At 46.3% G+C, this 25,967-nt stretch carries 26 protein-coding genes; 6 read left to right on the top strand and 20 right to left on the bottom strand.

Annotation, left to right across the window (positions count from 1 at the left end):
• Positions 1–112 precede the first annotated feature (112 nt).
• A complete protein-coding gene (trmB, locus tag A3EU_RS0109840; protein ID WP_020535987.1) occupies positions 113–805 on the top strand; it encodes a tRNA (guanosine(46)-N7)-methyltransferase TrmB in 693 nt (230 codons plus the stop codon).
• Between the two features lie 61 nt (positions 806–866).
• Here trmB and A3EU_RS0109845 read toward each other — a convergent pair whose 3' ends face one another.
• The 9 genes from A3EU_RS0109845 to A3EU_RS0109885 all read right to left on the bottom strand — a co-directional run bounded on the left by A3EU_RS0109845 (position 867) and on the right by A3EU_RS0109885 (position 9,824).
• Entirely contained in the window at positions 867–1,541 is a 675-nt protein-coding gene (locus A3EU_RS0109845) for a T9SS type A sorting domain-containing protein (protein WP_020535988.1), read from the bottom strand.
• Positions 1,542–1,679: 138 nt separating this feature from the next.
• Positions 1,680–3,698, bottom strand: coding sequence for a T9SS type A sorting domain-containing protein (locus A3EU_RS0109850; protein ID WP_020535989.1), 2,019 nt, complete (start codon positions 3,696–3,698; stop codon positions 1,680–1,682).
• A gap of 224 nt (positions 3,699–3,922) precedes the next feature.
• Positions 3,923–4,399, bottom strand: coding sequence for a gliding motility lipoprotein GldH (locus tag A3EU_RS29965; RefSeq protein ID WP_020535990.1), 477 nt, complete (start codon positions 4,397–4,399; stop codon positions 3,923–3,925).
• 85 nt (positions 4,400–4,484) lie between these two features.
• Positions 4,485–5,648, bottom strand: coding sequence for a molecular chaperone DnaJ (gene dnaJ, locus A3EU_RS0109860; protein WP_020535991.1), 1,164 nt, complete (start codon positions 5,646–5,648; stop codon positions 4,485–4,487).
• 8 nt (positions 5,649–5,656) lie between these two features.
• Positions 5,657–6,223, bottom strand: a complete 567-nt coding sequence (locus tag A3EU_RS0109865) for a nucleotide exchange factor GrpE (protein WP_020535992.1) — start codon at positions 6,221–6,223, stop codon at positions 5,657–5,659.
• A gap of 67 nt (positions 6,224–6,290) precedes the next feature.
• Positions 6,291–6,830, bottom strand: a complete 540-nt coding sequence (locus tag A3EU_RS0109870) for a TlpA family protein disulfide reductase (protein ID WP_020535993.1) — start codon at positions 6,828–6,830, stop codon at positions 6,291–6,293.
• A 37-nt stretch (positions 6,831–6,867) separates the two neighbouring features.
• The gene (gene xerD / locus A3EU_RS0109875; protein WP_020535994.1) at positions 6,868–7,785 is read right to left on the bottom strand and encodes a site-specific tyrosine recombinase XerD; all 918 of its coding nucleotides are present in this window, start codon (positions 7,783–7,785) and stop codon (positions 6,868–6,870) included.
• 8 nt (positions 7,786–7,793) lie between these two features.
• Complete coding sequence (locus tag A3EU_RS0109880; protein WP_026211318.1) at positions 7,794–8,996, bottom strand: ATP-grasp domain-containing protein; 1,203 nt, start codon at positions 8,994–8,996, stop codon at positions 7,794–7,796.
• A 180-nt stretch (positions 8,997–9,176) separates the two neighbouring features.
• A complete protein-coding gene (locus A3EU_RS0109885; protein WP_026211319.1) occupies positions 9,177–9,824 on the bottom strand; it encodes an O-methyltransferase in 648 nt (215 codons plus the stop codon).
• A 384-nt stretch (positions 9,825–10,208) separates the two neighbouring features.
• Between A3EU_RS0109885 and A3EU_RS0109890 the strand changes: the two genes are divergently transcribed.
• Positions 10,209–11,132 carry an SdiA-regulated domain-containing protein gene (locus tag A3EU_RS0109890; protein WP_020535997.1) on the top strand — a complete coding sequence of 308 codons (924 nt, stop codon included), beginning with the start codon at positions 10,209–10,211 and terminating at the stop codon, positions 11,130–11,132.
• Positions 11,133–11,239: 107 nt separating this feature from the next.
• Positions 11,240–12,466 carry a 2-oxoglutarate dehydrogenase complex dihydrolipoyllysine-residue succinyltransferase gene (gene odhB, locus A3EU_RS0109895; protein ID WP_020535998.1) on the top strand — a complete coding sequence of 409 codons (1,227 nt, stop codon included), beginning with the start codon at positions 11,240–11,242 and terminating at the stop codon, positions 12,464–12,466.
• Positions 12,467–12,528: 62 nt separating this feature from the next.
• Here odhB and A3EU_RS29970 read toward each other — a convergent pair whose 3' ends face one another.
• The 7 genes from A3EU_RS29970 to A3EU_RS0109930 form a co-directional block, all read right to left on the bottom strand.
• Positions 12,529–12,954, bottom strand: coding sequence for a lysozyme inhibitor LprI family protein (locus A3EU_RS29970; protein WP_020535999.1), 426 nt, complete (start codon positions 12,952–12,954; stop codon positions 12,529–12,531).
• A gap of 60 nt (positions 12,955–13,014) precedes the next feature.
• The gene (locus A3EU_RS0109905; RefSeq protein WP_020536000.1) at positions 13,015–14,763 is read right to left on the bottom strand and encodes an alpha/beta hydrolase-fold protein; all 1,749 of its coding nucleotides are present in this window, start codon (positions 14,761–14,763) and stop codon (positions 13,015–13,017) included.
• Between the two features lie 187 nt (positions 14,764–14,950).
• Positions 14,951–15,508, bottom strand: a complete 558-nt coding sequence (locus tag A3EU_RS29975; protein ID WP_083937351.1) for an FKBP-type peptidyl-prolyl cis-trans isomerase — start codon at positions 15,506–15,508, stop codon at positions 14,951–14,953.
• Positions 15,509–15,511: 3 nt separating this feature from the next.
• Positions 15,512–16,147, bottom strand: coding sequence for a hypothetical protein (locus A3EU_RS0109915; protein WP_020536002.1), 636 nt, complete (start codon positions 16,145–16,147; stop codon positions 15,512–15,514).
• Between the two features lie 250 nt (positions 16,148–16,397).
• Positions 16,398–17,291: a YndJ family transporter gene (locus A3EU_RS0109920; protein WP_020536003.1), complete on the bottom strand. Its 894-nt coding sequence runs from the start codon at positions 17,289–17,291 to the stop codon at positions 16,398–16,400.
• A gap of 33 nt (positions 17,292–17,324) precedes the next feature.
• Complete coding sequence (locus tag A3EU_RS0109925) at positions 17,325–17,897, bottom strand: DUF1990 domain-containing protein (RefSeq protein WP_020536004.1); 573 nt, start codon at positions 17,895–17,897, stop codon at positions 17,325–17,327.
• Between the two features lie 371 nt (positions 17,898–18,268).
• Entirely contained in the window at positions 18,269–19,147 is an 879-nt protein-coding gene (locus tag A3EU_RS0109930) for a T9SS type A sorting domain-containing protein (RefSeq protein WP_020536005.1), read from the bottom strand.
• A 195-nt stretch (positions 19,148–19,342) separates the two neighbouring features.
• Between A3EU_RS0109930 and A3EU_RS0109935 the strand changes: the two genes are divergently transcribed.
• From A3EU_RS0109935 to purQ, 3 genes are all read left to right on the top strand, one after another.
• On the top strand, positions 19,343–19,645 hold the full coding sequence (locus A3EU_RS0109935) for a hypothetical protein (protein WP_020536006.1): 303 nt from the start codon (positions 19,343–19,345) through the stop codon (positions 19,643–19,645).
• A gap of 394 nt (positions 19,646–20,039) precedes the next feature.
• Entirely contained in the window at positions 20,040–21,029 is a 990-nt protein-coding gene (locus A3EU_RS0109940) for a hypothetical protein (protein ID WP_020536007.1), read from the top strand.
• 52 nt (positions 21,030–21,081) lie between these two features.
• Positions 21,082–21,789, top strand: a complete 708-nt coding sequence (gene purQ / locus A3EU_RS0109945) for a phosphoribosylformylglycinamidine synthase subunit PurQ (RefSeq protein ID WP_020536008.1) — start codon at positions 21,082–21,084, stop codon at positions 21,787–21,789.
• Positions 21,790–21,868: 79 nt separating this feature from the next.
• Here purQ and A3EU_RS0109950 read toward each other — a convergent pair whose 3' ends face one another.
• From A3EU_RS0109950 to A3EU_RS0109965, 4 genes are all read right to left on the bottom strand, one after another.
• Positions 21,869–23,173 carry an APC family permease gene (locus A3EU_RS0109950; RefSeq protein ID WP_020536009.1) on the bottom strand — a complete coding sequence of 435 codons (1,305 nt, stop codon included), beginning with the start codon at positions 23,171–23,173 and terminating at the stop codon, positions 21,869–21,871.
• Positions 23,174–23,245: 72 nt separating this feature from the next.
• Positions 23,246–24,181: a dioxygenase family protein gene (locus tag A3EU_RS32670; RefSeq protein ID WP_020536010.1), complete on the bottom strand. Its 936-nt coding sequence runs from the start codon at positions 24,179–24,181 to the stop codon at positions 23,246–23,248.
• Between the two features lie 18 nt (positions 24,182–24,199).
• Positions 24,200–25,423 carry a hypothetical protein gene (locus tag A3EU_RS0109960; RefSeq protein WP_020536011.1) on the bottom strand — a complete coding sequence of 408 codons (1,224 nt, stop codon included), beginning with the start codon at positions 25,421–25,423 and terminating at the stop codon, positions 24,200–24,202.
• Positions 25,413–25,967: an RNA polymerase sigma factor gene (locus A3EU_RS0109965; RefSeq protein ID WP_020536012.1), complete on the bottom strand. Its 555-nt coding sequence runs from the start codon at positions 25,965–25,967 to the stop codon at positions 25,413–25,415. Before A3EU_RS0109965 ends, A3EU_RS0109960 begins: the two co-directional genes overlap by 11 nt.

The raw sequence follows: 25,967 nt of genomic DNA on the forward strand, positions 1-25,967 counted from the left end.
GCTTAGCGCGATAAGTTGTTATTTATATAGGCAAGTACAGGCGGAATGCTACGCAATTTTGTAAATCACCTTACCTTTGCAACTCGAATGGTCAGAGAATCTAAAAAATAAGATGAGTAGGAGAAATAAGCTTCAGCGGTTTGCAGATATTCAACGTTTCCCTAATGTCTATGAAAATTTTCATTACGACAATCCCCACCTACTGGGTGAAGGCGGAGCGCCAGTAGAACGTGCGGGAAAATGGGCAAGTGAACATTTTAAAAATGAAAATCCGATCACACTTGAGCTGGCATGTGGTCGGGGAGAATATACTTTGGCCTTGGCAGAGATGTATCCAGAGCGCAATATTATCGGGGTAGATGTAAAAGGAGCACGTATTTGGAAAGGTGCTCGGTATGCGCTCCAAAATGAATTAAATAATGCTGCTTTTGTGCGTACGCGCATTGAGCAGCTACACCATTTTTTCCATCCGGGAGAAGTGAGTGAAATCTGGATTACGTTCCCTGACCCCTTTCTGGAAAATGGTAAAGTTAATCGACGACTAACGAGTCCACGATTTTTGGATAGTTATCGCAAAATGCTCCCTTCCGGAGGGCTGGTTCACCTCAAAACGGATTCTCCGGAATTGTATGAGCACACCCTCCTTGTGATGAAAACGTATGAGCATGCTACGCTGGAGTTGCACCAGGATGATATCTACAGCAAGGAACTCGTCATGCCAGAGCTAGCGTTCAAGACCTACTACGAAAACCGCCACTTACGAAAGGGGTTGACCATCAAGTATGTCCGAATACGATTGAAGTAAGGCAAAAAAAATGCTCCTTTCGACATATTCGAAAGGAGCATTTTTTTTTAACTAAAAGTTCTTAGAGCTTGTTTATCAGCTTGGTTACGAGCTGCTGTGAGTCACGATCGATCAAACGAACCAGGTAAGTACCAGTAGGTAAGTCAGAAATATCATACCACTGTCCATCATTGTAATTAAACGATTTTACCCGACGGCCAGTAAGGCTGAACACCTCTACGTTGGCAATCTGCTTATTACCTTTAACAGAAAAGAGTCCGTTAGAAGGGTTAGGGTAAACCTTGATGGTTTGGCGGCTGGCCTCTGTCGTGCTGGAAGGACCAGTGTTAAAGTAGTACAGGTTAGACATTGTCAGTGAGCTGTCATCACTGTCTGTTACTACGATTTCTACGACGGCACTGCCATCAACACCGTTGGGGTAGGCATGGATATCCATGGTGCCAGCAGTATTTGCGTCAAGTACAAAATTTTCTGTTCCTACGGTAGGAAAATAGCACTGCACATTGTCACAAACGGCGGTCTGCCACCCATCTGTTATTTCGAGCACGTTACGAACCCAGGTGAAGTTACGTGATGCGTCGGCAGTATTGGTCACTGTTGAGTGGGCAATACCTTCGAAATCGCTAGCTGCAATATTAGAAACGATAACCGGAGTTTCGCTAAACTCGATGTTTTGCGCTACCACAATGGAGCTTGTTAAACAGAGTGCGAGTAATAAGAGTATATTTTGCTTCATAAAATAGATGTTTTTCTATGTTATACAAAAGTAACGTAAATACTTAGACTGCCAAAAACAAAAATCCGTCGCGTCAGCTAGCTGACGCGACGGATACTTTAGTGTCTTAAACACCGTCGTTCAGAAAACTAATAGATATTAGTGCTGAACGATGAAACGGCGGTTCAATTCACGATCAGCATTGAACATGCGCAAGAAGTACATGCCATTGCTCAATTGAGCAGCATCGATGTTGATCTGATTGCGACCAGCACCGTAGTTAGCAACACCTAGTTGCTGTACGCGCTGTCCGGTAGCGTTGAATACTTCCACCTGTAATTGAGAAGCTTCTGCTAAGGTAAAGTCAACCTTCATCATTTCCTTAACCGGGTTAGGGAAGAGGCTGATTTCAGTTACTTCCGTCAATTCTTCGGTAGCAACAAAGTTACTAACGTTGATATTGTCAAGGAACAAGTTGTTACCCCAAGCAGAGAAAGCCTTGAACTGTACATTGATTTCCTGACCAGCATAAGCGCTAAGGTCAATCGTTTCCGTAGCCCAGTCACCAGCAGAAGGAATATAGAATGGATCAGAAGCAGGAGCTGTATTCAAATCAGCACCAGCAGCATCCCAAACAACATCAAAGCTAGCAGCACAATCAGTAGATACCAATATCTGTAGGCGGTCACCTGATACACCATCACCAAGGTAGCTCGCACTCGCACGATCAAACATCAACGCAGGCGTAGTAGCGCTGGTCAAGTCAATCTTCTGGTAAGTCAAAGATGCACTAGGAGCAGTACCAGAAGGGTTCCACTGGTAGAAGTTGATGAAGATAGAACGATCAGATGTTCCGTAGCCACCAATAGGGCCACCGTCACCACCTGCAGGTAGATCTGCCGCAGCGTAAACAACGAAAGAGTTACCACCGAATTCACCTAAAGGAATACCAGGAGTTACCAAGCCCGTTTCTGGGTAGATAGCGTTGTAAGACTCATTGTCTTCCATCAATTCAGTGCCGATTGGTGTGTCAGACAAAGAACCGTAAGAAACAGCTGCGGTAGAGTTGTTCAGACCGTTGATGTCAATACCTACACCGTTGTTTACTTCAGCAATATCGAAAGTAAGTTCGTTGTTAGATTCTGCCAAGATGATCTCGTCAAAAGTAAGCGTAGTCGTTTCACCAGGTGCCAATGTTTCAGCGTATTCAACAGTACCTACAACAGAACCATTGATTAAAGCATTTACAGTAGCTTGGGTAATGTCTACAGTACCTCCGTTTACAAACTCCACAATAGGTGTAATGGTCGCGCCACATAATCCTACAGGATCAGCAGTGAGGTTGCCACCAAAACCAGCGTCAATTGCATTAGCAATTTCCTGAGGTTCAGTGTAAGCAGTCTGCCATACTTCTTTAGAGGTATGATCTTGTACGAACGCAATTACGCGCATTTCATTCAAGCCATAGATGTAATCAGGGATAGCACCAGTGATGGTTGTTTCGTAAGTGGCACCAGCAGCAATCGTCGTTAGATTAGTACCTTCTGCATTTGGGTACATCTTACGCATCACATCCTGGAATTCAAACTCTCCGGTAGAGCCAGGAGGAGAAGGGAAAACGATATCACGCTCTACAAGTACTACGTGTAGGCGTCCGTCAGCCATAGTGAAGTCTTCGGTGCTTTCATTCGTGATGGCTACGTTAACCGTCAGCTCAGTAGCATCTTCATTTAATTCATGGGTCAGCACCATGCTAATTGGCGTTGCCTGATCTGCTGCATAGTCAAATACAGCTTGGTTGTGTCCGTAAGGGCCACCGGCATAACCACTGGTAGCAGTTATGTTCCAGTCTCCAATACCACCACCATAGTCATTGTCGCCAGTGAAACCATCCATCCAAGCAGTAGGTACACCTGAAAGGCCATAGTAATCACCACGAGTATTTACCTCGCCAGGGTTTTGCTGATTCATTGGATCGAAACCAGGGAAAGGAGCCTGATATTTAACAGAGATGACTTTGTCTGGATTGGCACGAATTAGTGCATTGAAAGCCGGGTTTTGGGCTTCACAAGGTGGACAAGAAGCATTGGTGAAATGCTCAATCAAAACGGTACGCTGAGCTTGTGCCAGCAAAAAGATAGGCGCACACGCAAGTGCGAGAAGTAGAAGTTTACGCATCGATACATTAGATTGATAAAGTGAATATTTTCAAATTACGCGACAAAGTTAATATTTAGTCGCTACTCGGACCTTTTTGCCAAAACAAATTTTACTTTAGCGCAAGATAGCGGACAGAAAAAAACAACTCGTTTGGGAACATTTTTGGCTAAATGTTTTGATCTATATAATTATCTCATGTCTAACCAGCATCAAATCAGTAATTTAATGTGAAAAGATACGGGTTAACGGGTTTCGTCAGTCTCCTCTAAAGCAAATTGTATCGACTTGATCTCTGGGAGAGGGTCGCGGCGAGAATATTGGTGGACACTCAATTCATAGGTGCCAGCTTGATTAAAATAGGCTCCCTGCTGAATAGGAATGTCTAAAGTGCAGGTCTCTCCACTGCAATTTCCTAACCAGACTCCTCCTTTAGCTGATAGCTCCAACGAAACCTGTTCCGTAAGCCGTTCTCCGTTAGGAAATTGAGTGCTAACTTGTACGTAGAAATTTTGGTAAGGAAAGAAGGTCGTATGCTCTACCAATAAGTGGAGGTTATAAATGGTATTCGTATCCGGAATTTCGAAAGTTGCCAGCAAGCTGTCTTCGTAAGACCAACCGTTTTCGGGTATTTCCAGCGCTTGCTCATAAGCGTAGTTAGGCCCACAAGCAAAAAGTCCAAGTAATGCAGCGAAAGAGAAAAGGTAGAATAGACGGTTCATACAAAGAAGATTAGTTATTGCCGGGGAATAGAACGTAAAACAAGGAGCGCCAAGTACTTTCATTTAGGTACTTGGCGCTCAAAAATTACCCCTTAAAGTAATCTCGCATCCTGTCAAAAAAGCCGCGATCACTTTTGCCAGGTTGTGGGTGGAAATTCTCTTTGGTACGGAGGCTTTCCATCATTTTTTTCTCTTCGTCGGTAAGTTTTTTAGGCGTCCAGACATTTACGTGGATGAGTTGATCACCCTGGCCATAGTCTTGAACATTACTCAATCCTTTGCCTTTGAGGCGGAAAATTTTCCCGGACTGAGTGCCTGGCGGGATCTTGATCTTCACCCGACCGTCGATAGTAGGAACTTCAACAGAAGTACCCAGTGCAGCATCGGCAAAGTTGAGGTAAAGGTCATGAATGAGGTTCATACCATCTCTTTGGAGATCGTCATGTGCTTTTTCCTCAATGTTGATGAGTAGGTCACCAGCGGGGCCACCCATGCGACCTGCGTTGCCTTTGCCACGCATACTAAGCTGCATACCAGCTTCCACACCCGCTGGGATAGGAATCTCAATGGTCTCCTCGGCGTACATCCGGCCGTCACCTTTACATTTGGTACAGCGATCCTTGATGGTTTGGCCGCTACCATTACAGGTAGGACAGGTCGTAGTGGTTTGCATTTGCCCTAAAATGGTAGAGCGTACCTGGCGTACCATACCTGATCCACGGCAAGTATTACAAGTGGATACCGAAGAACTGTCTTTAGCACCACTACCACCACATTGGTCACAACCAACCTGCTTCTTAACTTTTATTTTTTTGGTAACTCCTTTCGCAATCTCCTCAAGGGTTAAGGAAACTTTGATGCGAAGATTGCTACCCCGTTCCCCGCGACTGCGGGTAGAGGTACGGCCACCACCAAAGAAAGAGCCAAAGCCTCCTCCGGTTTCACCGAAAATATCGCCAAACTGAGAGAAAATATCATCCATGGTCATGCCACCGCCAGCAAAACCACCGCCACCAGCACCTTGGCCCACACCAGCGTGTCCAAAGCGATCATAGCGAGCACGTTTGTCCTCATCACTAAGGATTTCGTAAGCTTCGGCTGCTTCTTTGAACTTTTCTTCCGCCTCTTTATTGTCAGGATTCTTGTCGGGGTGGAACTTGATCGCCAATTTGCGGTATGCCTTTTTAATGGCCGCCGCGTCAGCTGACTTGTCTAACCCCAGAATCTCATAGAAATCTCTCTTTGCCATCTTACTTGTTATTTGCCAGTAACTACCTTCGCGTGACGAATAATTTTCCCTTTCAAAGTGTAGCCACGTTCGATAGTGTCGACAATTTTTCCTTTCAATTCCTCTGTCGGAGCAGGGATTTCAGTGATTGCAGCGTGTAGTTCCGGGTCAAAAGGAAGGCCGGTACTCTCCATTGGTTCCAGGCCTCGCTGCTTGAGGATAGAAAATAGTTTGTGATAAACGAGTTCAATTCCTTCCTGAAAGGCCGGAGAGTTTTTCTGGTCCTCTGGAAGGTGTTGTGCTCTGTCAAAATCGTCCAATACAGGCAGCAATGCTGTCATGGTGTCGCGGGCAGCGGTGTTCATCAGCTCCATCCGTTCGCGAATATTACGCTTCTTGAAGTTGTCGAACTCTGCCATCAAGCGGAGATACTTGTCGCGTAATTCGTCTCGTTCTTGCTTCAGTTTTGCTTCGCTGCTGTCGTTATCGCTTTGGTTATCAGTTGGTTCGGTGCTTTCTTGGTCGGTGTTTTCGGCCACGTCTTGCGCATCGTTCAACTGTTCGTCAAGCGTTTCTTTATCTTGTTTCTTACTCATTGAGTGTCGAAGTTTTTTAAACATCATACTATCAATAGCAATTACTTTGCCAAGCACGGAAGGTGCGTCATTTTGACAGCCGCTGATCCAGTAAGCGTGCCATTTGTTCTGCCGTCATATTGACGCCAATAATTTGCCCGCGTGGATCAATAAGATAAGAAGTAGGCACTTCTGCAATGCCATAAAGGTTAGAAATCTCTCCATTGAAAAATTTCAAACTGGTAGAGTGGTCCATAATGTGATAGGGCCAGTTTAATTGATCCCTGAGGATGGCCTGCTCCCATCGACTACTGTCTTTTTCTACGCCTATGTTGAGAATTACTAAGCCTTCTCCGTCGCTGAATTGTTGTTCGCGATAAGCATTGTACAACGCTACGATACCAGGGTTTTGAGCACGACAAGGGCCACACCAGCTACCCCAAAAATCAAGCAAAACATATTTACCTTCCAGGTCGCTGAGCGCAAAAGGGCTGCCGTCACGGAGTTGGGCGGTAAAAGCCGGTGCAGGCTTGCCATTCGTGTATTTGGGTTGGAAGTAAAAGTAGCGGCCGATATAAAAAGCAGCAACTAATAATAAGGTGATAAGCCATCCATATTTCTTAATCATGAAGTCGATTTTTGATTCTCTAGTTATTAGAACAAGTCTATTCCTCAATAGGACGATTGCGGGGGTGAAACTGCAAGATAGTCTCCCTCAGGAAATCTGAATCCAGGTGCGTATAAATTTCAGTAGTCAGAATTGATTCGTGCCCCAGCATGTCCTGAACAGCTCGAAGGTCTGCACCGCCTTCAATAAGGTGTGTCGCAAATGAATGACGAAAAGTGTGAGGACTTACGTTTTTTTCAATACCCGCTTCTTTGGCACACTTTTTTACGATGTTATAAACCATTATTCTGCTAAGGCTTCCCCCTCTGCGATTGAGGAATATCAGGTGCCGAGCTTCGGGCTTGATATTATTGAGGTGTCGCCGAACACCTTCCAGGTAAAAGCGAAGGTGTTTGATGGCGTCTTCCCCGATAGGAACCAGGCGTTCTTTATCTCCTTTGCCAATGATTTTCAGGAATCCCATTTCCCAGTAGACGTGCCGAAGGGGGAGCTGCGTCAATTCACTCACTCTTAATCCGCTAGCGTACAGCATTTCCAGCATGGCCCGATTTCGGAGCCCGTGATCAGTACTCAGATCAATAGTTGCAAGCATCGCTTGGATTTCCTCGTAGGTAAGTACTTCGGGAATGTAGCGCCCTAGTTTTGGGCCTTCCAACAGCTCGGTGGGGTCTTTATCTAAAATTTCTTCTGTTTGTAAATAGGTATAAAAGGTTTTAATACCTGAGAGGATTCGTGCCTGAGAGCGAACGCCGAGTTCAAGACTGTTGAGCCATTCCAGGAAGTTTTCTAATTGCTGCCGGGTTATTTTGCGAGGAGGTGTTTCGTCACTGTGTAATTCCAAAAACGTGACCAGCTTGCGAACGTCTCTTTCGTAAGCCACAATGCTGTGAGATGATAATGCTTTTTCTAAACGAAGAAAAGCCTTAAACCCGCGGATAGTAATTTCCCAGATCATGAAGGGAGTTAATCGGTGGGCTTATCTGGTGCTGGTGCGCTGGCATGGAATTCATTGAAAACCCGCTCGGCATAGCTATCCAGAAGTTCAGTCACTCGCTCGCGGCTGGTAGATTGTACAATGAAACCAACGTGGTGGGGCTTGTTTATACGCCAAACAATCTCGGGGTCTTGAAAGCCACTGGTGTCTGGATGCTCATACCGGGCAAGAGAAATGAGAATGCCAGCATGGTGTTTTCGTACCGTAGGCAATTCGTAGACCTCATCTTTAGCGACAGCTGTCTCTAGTTTAGCCCATTCTGCCCAGAGGTTAATGCCCGAAGCGTATTCCACCATTTCAGCGAGGTGAGCACCACCCACGCGTGAAGAAGTCTCCAGGAAGTAAAAGTGACCATCCGCGTGTGAACGAATAAATTCGGTATGGCTGGCGCTGAATTTCATGCCAAAAGCGTTCATTACATCGCCAGTGAGCTTGCGTAGCCCTTCGTCTTCAACACCTTTGTAGGGAACCGTCTGAGACCGAAAAATACCACCGCCATGAGCTACTTCAAAAGGCGTGTTGAGGTATTTGGATACCTGGCAAAAGGCTATTTCGCCTTCACTAGAGATGACATCTACGTGATAAACGTCACCGGGAAGGAATTGCTCAACGAGATAGTTGTTACGTTTTTCACCCAGCTCATTGACAACCTTCCAGAGGTCTTCAGCAGAATGAACTTTCTTGATCCCCAGGGCACTGGCTTCTGCCCGAGGCTTCACAACCCAAGGGGGAGCTACAGTAGCAGCGTATTCATTAATTTCCTCATTGTTGAACAGCGCAGAAAAAGGAGGTACAGGGATGCCCGCATCCCGAGCCTTGATGCGCATGGCCAGTTTGTCTCGGAAATAGCGAGCAGTGGTTTGCCCCATTCCCGGAATTCGGAATTCTTCCCGAAGATAGGCTGCTTTTTCGACATCAAAATCATCTAAGGCTACGATGCGATCAACTTTGTTTTCTTGCAAAAGCCAAGCGATACCTTTGCGCATTTCCTCGTAATTCTTTGGCGTATTGGCATCGTCTTCTAAATAGAAAACATCCTTGAGGGATGCTCTGGGCCAAGGACTGTCTTCCAATGATTTTTTGGTCAACAAATACACTGTATTACCAGCGGCGGCACATGCTTCTAGAAAGCGGGTACCTTTAAAATAGAAAGAAATACAAAGAAAGGTCATAGCAAAAGGAGTTTGAGAAGAAAGGAAAGATAGGTCATATTCCCGGGAATTGCCAAACTTCAAAGGAAGGAAAAAGCCATTTTTTTAATCTATACCGATCTTAAAGTGGTTTGGGCTTTTGCCCAAATTACTTTGATCGGTATATCCCGACTGAAGTGTTTGGGCAAAAGCCCAAACCACTTAGTTGTCGGGATATTTACGTTGGGCCATCATTAAGCCATCGCGAAGGGGAAGGATCAGGTTGGTGAAACGTTCATCCGCGAGTACTTTCTTGTTAAAGGCATCCAGCGTTTGGGTATCCTGGTCGGTTGCTCCGCTGACTACTTTACCGCTCCAAAGAACATTGTCTGCCAGAATAATTCCGCCGGGGTTGATACGATCAGCAAGGGCGTCGAAGTATTGGTCGTATTCACGTTTGTTGGCATCAAGAAAAACCAAATCGAAGTTGCCGGAGATAGTAGGGATAATGAGTTTAGCGTCACCTTGATGAACGGTTACTTTTTCATCCAGTGCTGCAGCAGTAAGGTGCTTCTTGATGAGGTAGACGATCTCGGGGTTGCCTTCAATGGTGTGTAAGTGCCCGGTGGGGAGTAGACCTTCGGCCAGGCAATGTGCGCCGTAGCCTGTAAAAGTACCTACTTCAAGGATTTGTTGAGGGCGCATTATTCGACTTAGCATGGCTAAAAAACGCCCTTGCAAAGCACCCGATAACATCTGAGGAGCCAGCGTTTTGAGGTGGGTCTCCCGCTCAAGTGCTAGCAAAGTAGCTGGCGGTGGTGAAGAATGCCGCTGACAATATTGGTGAATTTCTCTTATCCATTGGTTCATGGCTCAAAGATAAGACAGCTCAGCTTATTTCTGCGCAATATGATTATTGCGTATTGCGGAAAAAACGGGTAATTACCCATCTGTAAATAAGCGTAACAATAATTATGGTAAGCATGATTTTTTATAGCTAGAGCGAAAAAATGTTCTTGGGGATATTCAAAACAATGGTTTGACGACTTTAGAACGTATAAAGTCACTCAAATGTTAGTGTACTCAAACGTTAAAGTTGCTATATTGGTATAGTTGTTAATGTTTATTCTTCATGCGGCCTTATTTTTTTGTGCTGTTCCTTATTTTGAATTCGTACTAATTGGCCGTTTTTTTTTCGTTTTATGCGAGGCGAATTGAAATCATAGCCTGTTGCCTAACCAAATACCAAAGTGCATGACTCCGAAGCATTTGTTTATCCTTTTTATATGCTGTTTTTTTGTCACCGTATCCTTCAGTCAGGAGCATCATAATCATGCAGATCCTTATGATTGGGATAACCCTGCACAAAGTTTTTCACTGGACGAAAAGCTAATAGAAATTTCAGGGCTATCCGTTGAGCCGACGGGAACTTATCTATTGGCTGTACAGGATGAGTTGGGGGAGTTGTTTGTGTTGGATAAAATGACTGGGCGAATTGTTCAGCAAATTCCTTTCTGGAAAGAAGGTGATTATGAAGGGATCGAGCAGGTCGGGTCTACGGTTTATGTTGTGAAAAGCACGGGCACTATTTACGAAGTAGCTCACGCTGGTACCAGTGAGCAGACGGTAGAAAAATACAACGGCTTTTTAACGGGAGACAATGATATCGAAGGCTTGAGTTATTGGCCGGCACGTAATCAGTTATTGTTGGCGTGTAAAGCACAACCAGGAGGGGAACTGGACCCTAATCGCTATAAAGCCATCTATGCTTTTGATTTAGAAACAAAAAGCTTTCTTACGGAACCTTTGTTGTTGCTAGACCGCGAAGCGGTGAGCGCCTACCTCAAGGATTGTAAACCTGGGCCAGACCACCACAAGTTATGCGATATTTTTGATCCAGAGAAAGAAGATTTTGACCTGAGTCCGGCAGCTTTGGCTGTTCATCCATTAACGGATAATTTTTATCTTACTTCGTCGAAGGGAAACCTCTTAATCGTTATCAATAGTGCTGGCGAGATTCTTCATATTGATAAGTTGCCTAAAGCGTTGCATCGCCAACCTGAAGGCTTGTGTTTTGACCTTGCCGGCAATCTTTATATCTCTAATGAACAAAAAAAAGACACGCCTCCATTAATTCATTATTATCTTTATGACCCAAATCGCACTACGGAGCGTTAATTAAGAGACCATACAAAAATCTGGTACTACAAATTTGTCAGGGTTAGATTTTGTATTCTCAATCAAAGGCCGCAAGTTTGCGCATTAATTAGACTGATTTCCACCTCATGAGTATCGTAGAAATGAAAGTCCCCGTTATTGGGGAATCCATCACAGAAGTAACCCTTTCTCAATGGCTGAAAGCCGACGGAGCATACGTTGCACTTGACGAACCCATCTGTGAGTTCGAATCTGATAAAGCTACCCTCGAATTTCCTGCTGAAGCTGCGGGTAAACTCATCCATGTAGCTGCCGAAGAGGAGGACCTCGAGATTGGAGCACTGGTTGCCAAAATTGATACCAGCGTTGCTGCCCCTGAAGGTGGAAGTGGAGATGCTGCTCCTGCTAAAGAAGAAACCCCCACTAAGAAAGAAGAAGCTCCCGCGCCTGCTGTGGCCTCTGATTCTTACGCTAAAGGGCATCCAAGCCCCGCCGCGAATAAGATCCTGGCGGAAAAAAATATCGCTGCCGAAAACGTTCAAGGCACCGGCCGCGACGGCAGAATCACGAAAGCCGACGCTGACAAAGCTACCGCTCCTGCACCCAAGGCTCCAGCGGCGGCGGCTCCTACACCCGCTCCACGTGCTGATTTCAGCAGAGAAGAGTCTCGCAAGAAAATGAGCCGTATGCGGCGCACGATCGCCAGTCGCCTCACCAAAGCGAAGAACGAAACGGCAATGCTTACGACCTTCAATGAAGTAGACCTCACCAATGTGATGGCTCTTCGCAAACAGGTTCAGGAGAAATTTGTCGAAAAGTATGGCGTTAAGCTAGGCTTCATGTCTTTATTCTCTAAAGCTTGTGCCAAAGCACTGATGGAAAAGCCTGACGTGAACGCCTTCATCGACGATAATGAGTTGGTATATCACGATTACGCAGATATCTCTATCGCAATTTCTACCCCTACCGGCCTGGTTGTACCTCCCGTTAAAAATGTAGAATCGCTGAACTTCGCCGAAATCGAATTAGAAATTAAGCGCCTGGCTGGTCGCGCCCGCAACGGTGAGCTGACCCTGGACGAAATGCAGGGAGGAACCTTCGCGATCACCAATGGTGGTGTCTTTGGTTCTTTACTGAGCACACCTATTTTAAACGCGCCACAATCGGCCATTTTAGGTATGCACGGTATCTTCAATCGCCCAATGGCCATCAACGGAGAAGTGAAGATTCGTCCGATGATGTACTTGGCACTGTCTTACGATCACCGCGTAGTTGATGGTAGTACTTCGGTAACCTTCCTCGTACGCGTGAAGGAACTCTTGGAGAACCCTAATTTGCTGTTGCTGGATGTATAAACAGTAAAGGGAATTAGATAAGCAAAGGGCCAAGCGTAGAGAATACGTTTGGCCCTTTTGCGTTATTCCTGTCTCAATAGAAAGTCCAATTCTTCTTTTCTTATACGGGTTATTTGCAGCATGTGGTCGAGATAAATGATGCCCAGCAGGTGGCCCCGATAACCATCCGCAGCGGAATGGCTATGTCGGCGGCGGTGCATTACCCACGCTTGTTGGTAGATGACGATTTCCTGCCGCAAGGAGTCGTTCTCCTGCTGCTCAAGCAGTTTGATAAATTGAGCATTCATTGCTTCATCAGCCTCCTGAAAAGCCAAGTTTAAACAAATACGATGACTCAGGTTATCGCCCGGAGTACTGTCGCAATTTATGCGCTGTGCATAAGGCAGTTCCATATAGCTCATCTTGCTCAGACGGTATACATCGGTTGTATCTTGCCCAATGGCGAGACTCGTATATAAAAGCATTAATAAGAAGTACCAACTACGCATAATTGAAATATTCCAGGGCAAACCCTTACACTTTTACACTAATCAAACCCTTACACTTTTTTAATACCTCCAAGACCGAACATCCGCCCCTTGTGGCGCAATCTTTGGCATGTCTTCCTTTACCCATTTGGGGATAAACATCTGGTGGTAACGCAAACGGCTGATGGCATTTGGCTGGGTAGGGTCGCCATTCCAGCAATGCTCGGCACGATCGCCGTAATCCACCTCGCCGTCGTAATAGGGAGCGGTCGTTTCTTCGAGGATTTCTTCTGCCAAATAGACGGCATTGTTGAGGTAATAATTATCCATGTCGCCACAGTAGATGTGAACTTTACCGGTGAGTTTTGGCCCCAACGTTGCCCAGTCGCGTTTCATGATGTAGGCAAGGTCGTAGTTTTCTTTCCAGAATTCAGCGACTTCGGGGTTGATCTCGCCAGTGATTTTGTCCCAGATGCGTTGGGGGTAACCATCTTCTCCTACTGGACTGTAAACGGCTTCCCAAATATCCCACTGCTGGCCAGAACGGCTATGGGTGCCGAGTACAAGCTCGCGTTGATTCATTTCCCGCAAGGTGCTATGTACATTGCCGAGATAATCGCGGTGGCCAGGAACCTCTGTCTTCTTGTAATCACTTTGTAGGAAATAAGCGTTTTTGTCTTCATAGATATTGGTCAAACAAAAAGCCCTAAAGTCAATGGGGTCTGGGCAAGCAGCATAGCAAGTGCCGTAGTCGTCAGGATAGAGGACTTGTGCGGCCAGGGCTTCCCATCCGCCAGTAGATCCGCCGTAGAGGAAGCGTGCCCAACCTTCGCCAATACCACGAAACTGCTCCTCGATGTAAGGAATCAATTCATTGGTAATGGCATCCCCGTAAGGGCCGAGGTTTTCTGAATTGACAGCGTAGCTATCGTCATAAAAAGGGTTGGCATGCTGTATTTCGATGGCGATAACCCGGGGGAAGTCATCTCCTGTCCATGATTCATAAAAAGCGTACTGTTCTTGTTCTACGATGTGGTTGTAACAATCAAGCTGAAAACGTTCGCTGTATTCACAGGGCGTAGAAGTATCAGGAGGTGTAGTGCGCCAACCTCCGAAATCGGATGGAAAATGCCCGTGCATAATGGCCAGTGGGTATTTCACATCGGGGTGCTCTGCCCAACCCTTGGGGAGCAGTACGTGAGCGCCGAGATACATGTCGCGCCCCCAAAATTCACTCAGGAGTTCCGAGCGTATTTTGATGTGCTTGATCCATTCGGTGTCCTCGGGTGGGGTGATTTCGGCAATCGCTTGGTCGAAGGTCAGTTGGTGGGTCTTGCCTGCTGCTATGCTCATTTTTGTGGGTGTACTCAAGAGGTTGCCAGGCGCCCGGTTCCATTGCTGGCCTTCGCCACGATCCATAGGTAGCTTCACGGTATGGCCATCGCTTCGGGTGAAGGTCTCGTATTTGTGCAGTAATACCTGTACGCGGTAATCACCCTCTTGGATATCTGCCAGGTTGGCCAAGGGATACCCGGGCGTGTTGGGCGTGAAGGTGAGGGTGCTGCCAGGCTCCCAACCTTCCACGTCCATCCCGAAAGCCAGCTGGGTATCAGGTCCATCAGAAATCTGAAAGCGAGGTTCGCCTTCGTCTTCGGTGGAGAGCATCACGAGCAAACGCCCGTCTAGCGCTTGGTCGGCCAACTCCGCGGGGAGGGTCACCTCAAAGGAGGGCAGGGTAGAGGTGCTTTCCTCGGCAGGGGTAGTCGAGGTACAACTCCAATGGCCGAAGGCCAGGGCGATTAGTAATGTAAACAAGTATGGCTTTTGCATGGCGTTAATTTTGTTCTCTGATGATTTTGGTACTTCCAAGATAGGACAAGAACAGCGTATTCGCGGGTTTTTATCACATAGGTGCATAGAATGTTTGTGAAAGAAAACGATATGGCTATGTGATGAAGTTAATCCAGATACCTTTTTATCACACAGTACCTATGTGGTGAAACTACTACTACTACTACTACCCCTTCTCCAGCACTTCCACCTCAAACGCCAAAATTTGATAAGGTGGCACGATCACCCTCCCCTTGCTTGTTTTCAAGCCATCAGCACCATAGCCCAAATGGCTAGGCACCAGCAATAGCAGCTTTCCTCCTACTTTTATATAAGTAAGCCCCTCATTCCAGGCCGGAATCATATTGCCTACATAAAACGAGAGCGGACGATCTTGTTCTCTCGAATCAGCGAAGACGGTACCATCTAGCAGATACCCCTTGTAATGTACCTTCAGGTAATCCCCCCAGGAAATAGCTTCGCCACCTCCCTCTTGCCGGACACCATAAAACAAGCCAGAGTTACTCACCTGCACATCCAGCAGGTTTTCAATCGCGTAGTCTACAATCTCGTTCTGCTCGCGTGCCACCCTGCTCGTATCTGTACTCAAATAGGCCGACAAACGCAGCAGCAAATCGTCTTCATTTACCAGTACTGGCGGTGGCTCCTGCTCTGCCGCTGGTGGTGGCTGCCCACAGCTTACCAGCAGGCCCACCATCAACAGCAAAATCATTATTCTCTTCATCTGTTATTTCTCTATCACTACCAGGCCATTAAGTAGCGCATCGCACTGCTCACGGTAGCTGTCCATTAAGTTCTGCGCAGTAAAAGTCACGTATTGCACCGTCCCGCTTTCATTAGAGTAATAATAGCCGTAGTACGAAAACTTGATCCCCTGCATCGTTCCGTCCATTTGCAAATGCAGTACTTTTAAGCCATTCACCATCCGGTATTCTTCCTTGACAATCTTCAAATCTGGCGCTGCAGCCTTGGCGGTACTCAGCGCAATCCCCCGAAGGGTTTCTAATGGAATTTCCAATTGCTCAGAGATAATCATCCCGTACAAGTCGCCCGACTTCAGGTGCAACTCATACTCAGCAGCCGGGTTGCTACCATCCTTCATAAAGGTCCAATCTTTCGGATTCAGATAAAATCCAAAATCATTCTTGCTACTCTTCAATAAAAAACTGGCACGCTCCCCTTTCGTAAAAGTCTCAGGATTCATCATTATTTCCTCAGCCTCCATCATCTCCATATCATCATAGGCCCAGGTTCCGTCATCATACAGCGTCACCTCGTCTCCGTTTTCGGTAACGGCTTTTATCTGCCCATAACCCAGGGTCAACGAAAACATCAATAGCATTACTAATAACAAATTCTTCATCGTCGTTTAGGTATTTATTTTTTGTAAAAATACAGTAGTTTCTAATTTATCCTACACCAGGCAGCTGGTTCCTAAATGTTTTTTGGGCGCATCCCTCTCCCGATTCATCGGGATCGGGTCGCTCCCTTACAGGGTTCGCTATTCGCTCCGTCCCGACCTAAAACCACCAAGTATGGTGTCTTTAGGTCGGGGCCACTCCCTTCGGTCGTGCCTTCCAGGCAGCTTGCGCGGGGTATCCTCATACGCAGCGTTATTCCTCCTTTATGCTTCTTCCCCAAAAAGTCAGCAGCGTAAAGCCCACCGAATTCAGCACCCCATGCGTGGCATACATCCACGGAATCGTCAGCCACGACCACTGGTGAGCAAATCGCCAACCATATAGCAAGGCCAATAACAAACCACAAAACAGCGCTAGACTACCCAACCTCAATAGTATTTTACGCCCTACCTGGCGTACATTCCTTGCTTCATGCCACTGCAATGCAGCTATTCCCCAGCCAATCAGTACCATCAGTGTTACCGCAGCTACCTCCAGCCAAGCCGGCCCTTGTAGTTGCGTGCTCGTAATCCCCACCGCTACGCCTCCTACACCTACAACCAATCCTTTACTCAGGGCTGCCTGCAAGCTACTTTTTGGCAACAATGCCGTCATCAATGCCAGTGCAAACCCTGCGTAATGAAAGTGGATCGCCGTTAACAATACAATCAAGGGATCAAACCCCAGCGGCTGCCATCCCCACCGATCAGCAAAGGCCCAAGCCGCGGCCACCCCAAGGAATAGTACGGCCAGCAACCCAGCCAAGGGCAGTTCCCGAAATCGTCGTACCGCCCATATTCCTATCCCTGCAACAGTTAGCAACCACAAGCCAGCCAAACTCGCCGCTATCCAGCCTGCTGGCAAACAGAAAGCTGCAACCAACGTTAACCCTGTAAACGGTAACAAACGAGTAATCATCAACTGTTGAGTAGGCCACTGTTCCGTCAGCAACCCCAAGCCCCAAGGGACAAACAACACAGGACCAGCTAACAGTATCCAATACAAATATGCGGGCCCCCATTGCGGTTGTATCGGCAACAATAAGCAGCTACTCACAAACAGGAGTAAGGCTGCCCAAGGCAAGGGTGAGTATATTCCTTTTAACATGTTAATTAGTTGAAGGCGAGTTACGACTGCCCGTTAAGAGCTTGTTTCTACACTTAGTCGCATACTTTTTGCAGCAGCACGCACAAACCGCTGCTGTTGCCAGCGCAAAAACCAGGGAAATAACCGCGCTCCCCAATAATCTGGCTGACTAAAAGCTTTGAGTACAAACCAACATTTCCCATCCTCATCACGCTCTACCCCAAAATATTCCTCGCCCCGCCCTACATGGCCAGGTAGCGTCCCATAAGCGAAGCCATAAGTATGGTCAGTATTGGCTACATACACAATGCGACAGGCATTCTTCCACCAAACACCCAAAATACGGAAGCACACCACCACCACGGCCTTCTCGTCAATAGGTGCCGCTACAGGAAACACCTTTGCCCAACCGTTATTGAATGGCTGCCATTGGTCAATCGCATCTTTGGCACCTTGCCAGCAAGAAGGACCTTCTCCCAAATAAAAACGATTACTGTGCTGCTGGTAATGGGCAGGAAACACTCCCTTGCTAGCCCCTACATCCTTATAAGAAAAAGATTGATAACTGCGATCGGTCAAATAAGCCTGTAATTGTGTGTCGCTTGGCTGTCGGAGGTGGGCACGCATAGGGTTAATGCTTAGTTGGAGTATTAAAACGACCTTGTTTTCATTTTGTTTTGAAAAATATGAAAAACATTACAGCGAGGATGTAATCATACCAATACAATCTAAGGTTGGGGCACATCTTAGAAAAACAATAGCAGAATCAAAAAAAACACCTCGGAAAGGTGGAACATTGAAAAATCTTAATCTCCAACATTATTGCTCATGTTAGTTCCCTAACTAACATGTCATATTCCGCTGGTCCCCTGACCAGCAATCAGCATTAACGCATTTTTACGCTGGTCTGGGGACTATCCCGACCAAGAAGGTCGGGAAGCCTATATAGTTTAAATGTGTCCCAACCGTAGAGTGCGACCATACAAAAAACTCAAAACCTACCGCTTCACCACCTTCCGCACTAAACGTCCACCTTCCGGCAACTCAATCACTACGATATACAGCCCAGCAGGCCAACTACTACTGTCGACGCTAGAACCATTGAAGATTACAGGCATCACCTGACCATAGCCATTATTTACGGTAACGATGCTTCCCTCTGGCAGCCCCCGTAATTGAAGCATATTACTTACCGGATTAGGAAACACTTCTATTTCATCAATTACCGAAATAACATCTGTATTTGTGATTCCGCCTCCACAAAGGTCCGTATCCGTACCTGCGGGGTAATAAATAACCGCTTCATGTGAAGCATGACAAAGACTTTGAGCTACACCGTTTTCAGCAATAGCCGTCCGGAAAATGGGAAAAATCAAACTGGCACTGGGCCCCACTCCTTCAATGAAGGTGAGAGGTTCACAAATTTGGTCATCACCAACTTCACGGTCAAAAACGACTTCGCGCAAGCCATCCAATTCGGTTACGCTCACCACCGTAGCTACATCGCCAGACAGGCCATCACACCAACGAGCACTTAGTTCAATACTCTCACCTACTTCTAGGCTGATATCATACACCAAGTATTCCTGCGGATTGGTCGTTGTACGAAAATAGATTTCTCCGGCACCGGGGTCTTCCCGCAAGTAGCCAATGAACATATCCGCCTCTAAATTACGTTTGAAAAACACTCTATTATAGAGCTGTCCATCAATTTTCTCGAAATTAGCTACCGTCACTTCTGCAGGCACAATACCCTCCACGGTCTCTAATTCCGTGCTAAAAAAAACCTCCCCGTTAATTACGACCGGGATATAACCTTGTGCGAAAGAAGAGAATGCAAGGAGTACAAAAGCAAATAGAATAAGGATGCGTTTCATATTTTTGGGATTATTATCAATAAAATGAAATGCCAAATTTACGACCAATGCAGACACAAAGTGCGCTTTCCACGTAAATTATCCGACAATCATGCTTCCTTTCTCAATGGAAATTATAAAAAAAAATAACTTTGTTGGCAAAGCTACTAGCACACCTTGTACTACTGGCTTACTAAGCGCTACTAAACACCAATTATGTTTACACCTGCTCACTTTTTAGTTCGTTGCAAACTCCCTTACACCCCGCCCTATGAGTCGGGTACAGAGCTAGCCACTGCCCAAGCGGTAGCTGTCGATCGTTTATTATTGAGTGGTGCTATATTACAATATGCTGTCGCTGAAGAAGAAGGCCTCTGGTGGGCTATTCTACCCGCCCAAACCGAATGGCATGCCCGCGAAATGGTAGCAAGTTTACCTTGGTGCGAAAGAGAGGAACTTAAAATTATTGAGCTTAGTTTCTTCGCATGCAACGAAACCCAAGGGTTTTCGCTCAACTAGGCCCACGTTTTTGCGCCAACATTATTGGCATTTATACTAAGGGGGCGACGAATAATAAGTTCCCCATTTCAGGCTAGATATTTGGGTACTGAACGAGGCGCGAAGACTGCGCATAGCCTAAGCTACGCAAAGGATGAGTAAGTAACGAAGTTCAGCGACCAAAGATCAGTATTAAAGGGAGGAAGTTATTATTCGCCGCCCCCTAAAGCAATAGCAAAACACTTTCCCTTCATCTACGTACAATACACTTAATAGCGGTCGCTACCAAGCATCACTATACGCTACTCCCCAACAAACGCAACGTGGCTAAATAGCCTACGCTTGTGAAAAAAACACATTTTTCCCGTAGAGATGCGTCGTTTTACCTACATTTGAACTTCACAATATAGCGAGCGTGTTAAGTATTTTTCGAACCAATCAGCTTTTAGCTGGTATTGTAATTTTAGGGTACGCCCTTTTTCTGCACTTGGCCGATTTTTGGCAAAGTACGGTACCGCTTACTCCTATGCCTGGCTTAGGCAACACCTGGGTAACTCCCTGGCTAGACGCTTCCCCTAACCTTAGCTTAGGAGTAGTCGTTGCCTTGCTTTTTCTTCAAGCAGTATTTGCCAACGCCATTATTTTCGCACATCGTATCAGTAGTCCCGTCAACCTATTTCCTGGCGTATTTGTCGTCCTGATAGGGTCTTTATTACCGGATTTTCATACTTATTCCGGCTATCTCGTAGCCAATGTATTTCTGCTCTTATCTCTACGTTCTTACCTCAAGGCCTTCAGGGTCAATGCTGCTGCTGATCACATCTTCAATGCTGGGTTTTGGATAGGAATAGCGGCATTGTTTGTTCCTGCTTACCTCATATTCTTACTGGCATACAGCGCTATGCTACCCATTTTAAAATCAGGAAAATTCAGAGACCAATTGATCATAACCATTGGTGCTATCGTGCCACTATACCTTGTCGGAATTGGGTATTACTGGTTTGATATGATGCCCATTTTCTGGGAACAGCAATGGTCTTCTGCTTTTTCATGGCCACAAACAATAACATGGTCTGAAATCCCAATTTTCGCGAATATCACAATGGCCGCATTGTTGCTGATTATACTCACCAGTCGCCGAACTTATCTGGCAAAGACCAAAATGGAAGTCCAAATAAAGATCGATATCCTTTATTGGATGCTGCTCGGAGCGGGTTTATCCATTTGGTGGTTCATGCCTTGGAATATGCAACAGTGGCAGACCCTCGTACCTATCGCAGGTATTTTACTAAGCTTCAATTTCACCAAAGCACGATCACAAACAGCTGAGGCATGGCACCTAGTATTGCTAATTGTTCTTTTTTATCTGAATTTTGCTCCCGTGCTTAAGCTACCTATATGGTAGATTTTGCCTACTTTTGCGGCTTATTCAATTCACGTACTAGATTGCAAGTATTATGAAATTTGGCGTAGTCGTTTTCCCAGGTTCTAATTGTGATGATGACATGATCCACGTCTTAGGTGACGTTGTAGGTGCATCCGTTCGTAAGCTTTGGCACAAAGAAGAAAGCCTTGGCGACCTGACAACAGATGACTGCATCATCCTACCAGGTGGTTTCTCTTACGGCGACTATATGCGTGCCGGAGCCATTGCCCGTTTTTCTCCGATTATGACAGCCGTTATCGAGCACGCTAATGCTGGTGGATACGTCTGGGGAATCTGCAATGGCTTCCAAATCTTGTGCGAAGCAGGCCTACTGCCCGGTGTATTGTTACACAACGACACCCAACGCTTTACTTGCAAAAACGTGTACTTGAAGCCTGCTACCGATAAATCAGCAATTACGGCTAAACTGGATCAGAACAAAGCTTACAAAATCCCTATTGCTCACGCAGAAGGTCGTTTTCACGCCGATGAAGCTACCATCAACCAATTAGTGGCCAATCAGCAGGTACTTTTTTACTATTGTGATGAAAGTGGCCAGGTTACTGCCGACACCAACCCCAATGGCACACTACGTAATATCGCCGGCATCTGCAACGAAAAACGTAACGTCTTTGGCATGATGCCTCACCCCGAGCGTGCCGCAGAAGACTTGCTAGGCAACACTGACGGACTCGACCTCTTTACCAGCTTGCTTGCCAGTACAGAGGTTGCGGTATAACCGTAAACCAATTACGATATTCATTATTATGGTCACTGTACCTCGGTTTTATTACCAGTACAGGAAGTTTTAACGTTGATTATTCTTTCTTAAAACGATAGAATAACACTATGCCCAAGCCCAAAACCAGTAGCCCAGCCAAAGACTGCTTTGGCCGCTCTAGTAAAGTATTCAACAAAAACAAGGTGGTTATTAACAGGTACAAGCCTGGGATAAAAGGGTAGCCCCAAGCACGATAAGGTCTGCTAACATTAGGAAGACGCTTACGAAAGAGAAAAATACCCGCAGCGGCCAAGGCCATAAAGCCGATATCAATAAACGTAACATAGGTAATCAAATCATGAAACTGCCCCCAAACCAAGAGCAGTAAAACAGCCCATATAGCCTGCACCATCATGGCATTGGCAGGGGTCTGAAAACGCGAATGTACTTTGGCCAGTTCTTTAAAAAAGACACCATCACGGGCCATCGCAAAATAAATCCGGGGTGCCGACATGGTATAAATCGCAATCGTCCCAAATACGGAGACACCAATCAATAAAGCAACAGCCCGGCCGCCACCGTCCATTACAGCCTCCAGCGCATCACCTGCTACCCGCTCACTACCCGCCAGTTGTTCAATAGGCAAAAGCCATAGATAAGCCAAGTTGGCCAAAACATAGGTCAACGTTACAATAACAGCTCCCAGCAACATTGCCCGAGGAACATTACGCTGTGGATGCCTCGTTTCGCCCGCCAGATAAGTAGCGTGGTGCCAACCGCCAAAAGACCACAAAACACCAATCAATGCCGTCAGTAAGAGCTTTCCCCAATTATCCGGCAAATTACTTTGCAAAGACCAAATCGGCTGATGCGTAACTTGGTCACGAAAAATAGTAGCAATCAGCACAATCAATAACAGAGCCAATAGCTTGGTCGTCGTGAACACATTGATGATCCACTGACTGGTATTGATTCCGCGAATATTCAGTAACGTAAGCCCAATAATAGTGCCCGCCGCCACAAGTACCTGAGCGGCTTCACTTAAAGGCACAAAAAAAGTGAGGTACTTGGCAAAAATAAGTGCCAATGCGGCCAAAGACCCCGTATTCACCACCAGCAATGTAACCCACCCATAGAGAAAAGCCGTGAGTTCGCCATAGGCTTCACGCAAATAAACATAAATACCACCTGCCTTAGGAAACATCCCTCCCAGTTCAGCAAACGTTAGTGCGCCTGTCAGCGTCACCAACCCGCCAACAACCCAAACAACGACCACCCAACCTGCGTGAGGAAAATCTGCAACGATCTTGCCGGGAGTAGCAAAGATACCAGCACCAATACAACTGCCAACGGCAATCATAGTAAGGCCATAAAGGGTAAGGCGGCGTTGCAACTGACTCATAGCTAGATAGTGGTGGTTGTCCAGCTAGTAAGATAGCTTTTTTTGTTAAAAAATCCCTTTTTTGACAATCGCCTACACTTTCACCACCTTCAAATAATGAACTTGTAAATCATTGATTTTTAATGCCACAAAGTAATGTCCATTTGGCAAGGCACTATCAGGCTGCCAAGTGGCGTAATACTTTTCAGGCATCTTCTCACTATCTTCCAGCACTGCTACCTGTCTCCCTGCCAGATCAAACACCACCAAGCCTACTTTAGCTCTTTTAAACACCCCGTAGTGGATCGTTAGCTCCGCCGTAAATGGGTTGGGAGACACCTTATATACCATCCCCGTGCTAAGGTGCAAATCACTGGTGCCAACAGCAATACCTTCACCGTCTATCGTAATATCAAAAGTACCTTCCAGTACACCTTCCGCATTTGCCACCAGCGGAATGACCCGATTAGTAGCATCATAGGTACCTGAAGTGATCGAAGCCGCTGCATCACCAGGAATACTCGTATCCCCGGCAAAGTAGAGCTGAGTAATCAGTTGAGGAAAACCAGGGGGCGTAATTTTATAATGAATATGCGCTGGACGAAAGCTACTACCGTTGAGGTATTTCCCCGGCTTAATCGTTTCAAACAGATAAAAACCCTGCTCATTGGTACGGGTAAATCCACGCAACTTATAACCGCTATTATCGTAGGCTCCTTCGTTGTCAGCATGCCAAACATCTATCACTGTATTGGGGATAAACTCCGAACAACTCAGGTTGAGTACCCGCCCACTGATGATCATTCGCTCGCCCGGTTCATCCATTTCTGCCAGCTGGTTCCCCTCCAACATGGGAGGGTTTTCCGTATAGAACGGGCCTTCTCCGTAATAATCAAGCGTGGTTCTGTCACAGGTAAGCAAAGAGGAAGGCTTACTTCCAGCAGGTGCGGCCTGGGCAGAGGAACCTAAGCCAAGGCCAAGGGTCGCCAGTGCCGTATTTTTGAGGAATGTTCTTCTGTCTTTAGTCATTATAGTAAGGGGTGTTAGTTAAAATTGATAGCTCATCCCGAGTTGCACACGCCGCCTCAAGGGCCAACGAAAAGTACCACTCCGGTCAAGCGAGAAGTATTGTTGAAAACCGGCATGAAAATGGTAAGCACTGGTTAACGAATAACCAAGTCTGACCCCCGCAGTAAGGTCTGATAGCAAGAATTTAGTGTCAGGAAGCTGGGCCTCTACTGTAACCGGTTGGTAAACACCATCATAATCATAAACGGCATTCATACCTGTATCCTTGTTCCATTGAAGGCCTGTATTAATAGAAATGGTCAGTTTTTTCAGCTTGTGCAAATGGTATGCCAACTGAACATCCAGATTTTGATTGTGATACTGAAGTTTCGTAATTGAAGGAAAATCTTCGTCCAAAGGAACATCTACGACGGGAACATTATAAGTATTTGGGTCACCGCTTATCGTACGCTGAACTTCCCCTTGGCCGTAGGCCATTCGGGCTTGCCAATTGGGTGAAAAATTCACAGCTACCGCTCCATAATATTGCAAGGACAAATCAGGACTACCAACCCTACTAGCAGAGATAAAATCCTGCTGTACGCCCATTTCTAGTGCCCACTTATCCACTTTAGCCTTCGAGGTCATCGGTTTTTCATACGAAATAGCCAATGGCTTTTCCTTCACTGATGCATCCTTACTTGTTAGATCTATAAAAGGCAACGTCGCAATATTCCTTACTGCTCCAGTACTGATCGGTTCCTTAATCGTGGGAAAAGCCGCTGGATAATGGTAAGTATAGTTGCCGCCTAGTTGCTTTTCAGCAACCTTCTCTACAATTGTTTCTGCGGTACCTTCCTTCCCAAATATAGGAATTGAAGTAGGCAAACTCTGGCTTTCTTTCTCCTCATATATAGTAACGGGGGCTAACTTCTCTTCGCCACCATCTCTTCCCTTCGCCGCTTCCTTTTCAAAAGGAATACGCAATGGCGCTATCTGATGAGAGGAAGTTTCGATTTCTGTAGCTATAGGAATTTGAAACGCACCAACAACAGGCATTGACCCACCTGACTTCGGCGCAAGCGCCAGACACAGCACAACGACACCAATACCTGTACCCAGAAGCCACCACCATATTGGTTTGCGACGGTTAGGAGCAGCCAAACGAGCGGCAACAACCTCCCACTGCTCTTCAGGGGTATGGAAATCTGCCATTGTTTCAAGCCCCGCCTTAAACAATTGATCCAATTCTCTATTTTCCATATTCCGTGACTTGACGGTTGTGCAATATGACCAGTGCCTGAAGCTTCTTTCTGGCTTTCGCCAAATTAGATTTCGACGTCCCGCGGCTGATGCCTAACTGTTTTGCGATTTCTTCGTGGTTATACCCCTCAATGACGTGGAGCACAAACACGATACGGTACTGAGGAGGGAGCTGTCTCACCAATTGTAGCAGGTATTCACGGTCTAGTTCATCAGCACCAGCATTACGAATGTTACCCCTGATGGGTTGCGACGCTTGCGCCCGCTCACGGGTTTGCTGCTTGCGGTAATAATCAATACCACAATTGATGATAATCCTCCGCAACCACAACTTAAAGGGTACTTCCGGCCTATAGCGATGAATATTCTCCAACATCTTGTAAAACCCGTCGTTAGCAATTTCTTCCGTTTCCTGTAAATGTTGACCATAGCGCGCAGCCACCGACATCCCGTAATTATACATTTGCAGGAACAGCCGTTTCTGGCATTGGGCATCACCTTCACGGCAACCCTCAATCAGCAGTGCGAGTTCGTGATCACTCAA

Source organism: Lewinella cohaerens DSM 23179 (assembly GCF_000379805.1).
Classification (GTDB): Bacteria; Bacteroidota; Bacteroidia; order Chitinophagales; family Saprospiraceae; genus Lewinella; species Lewinella cohaerens.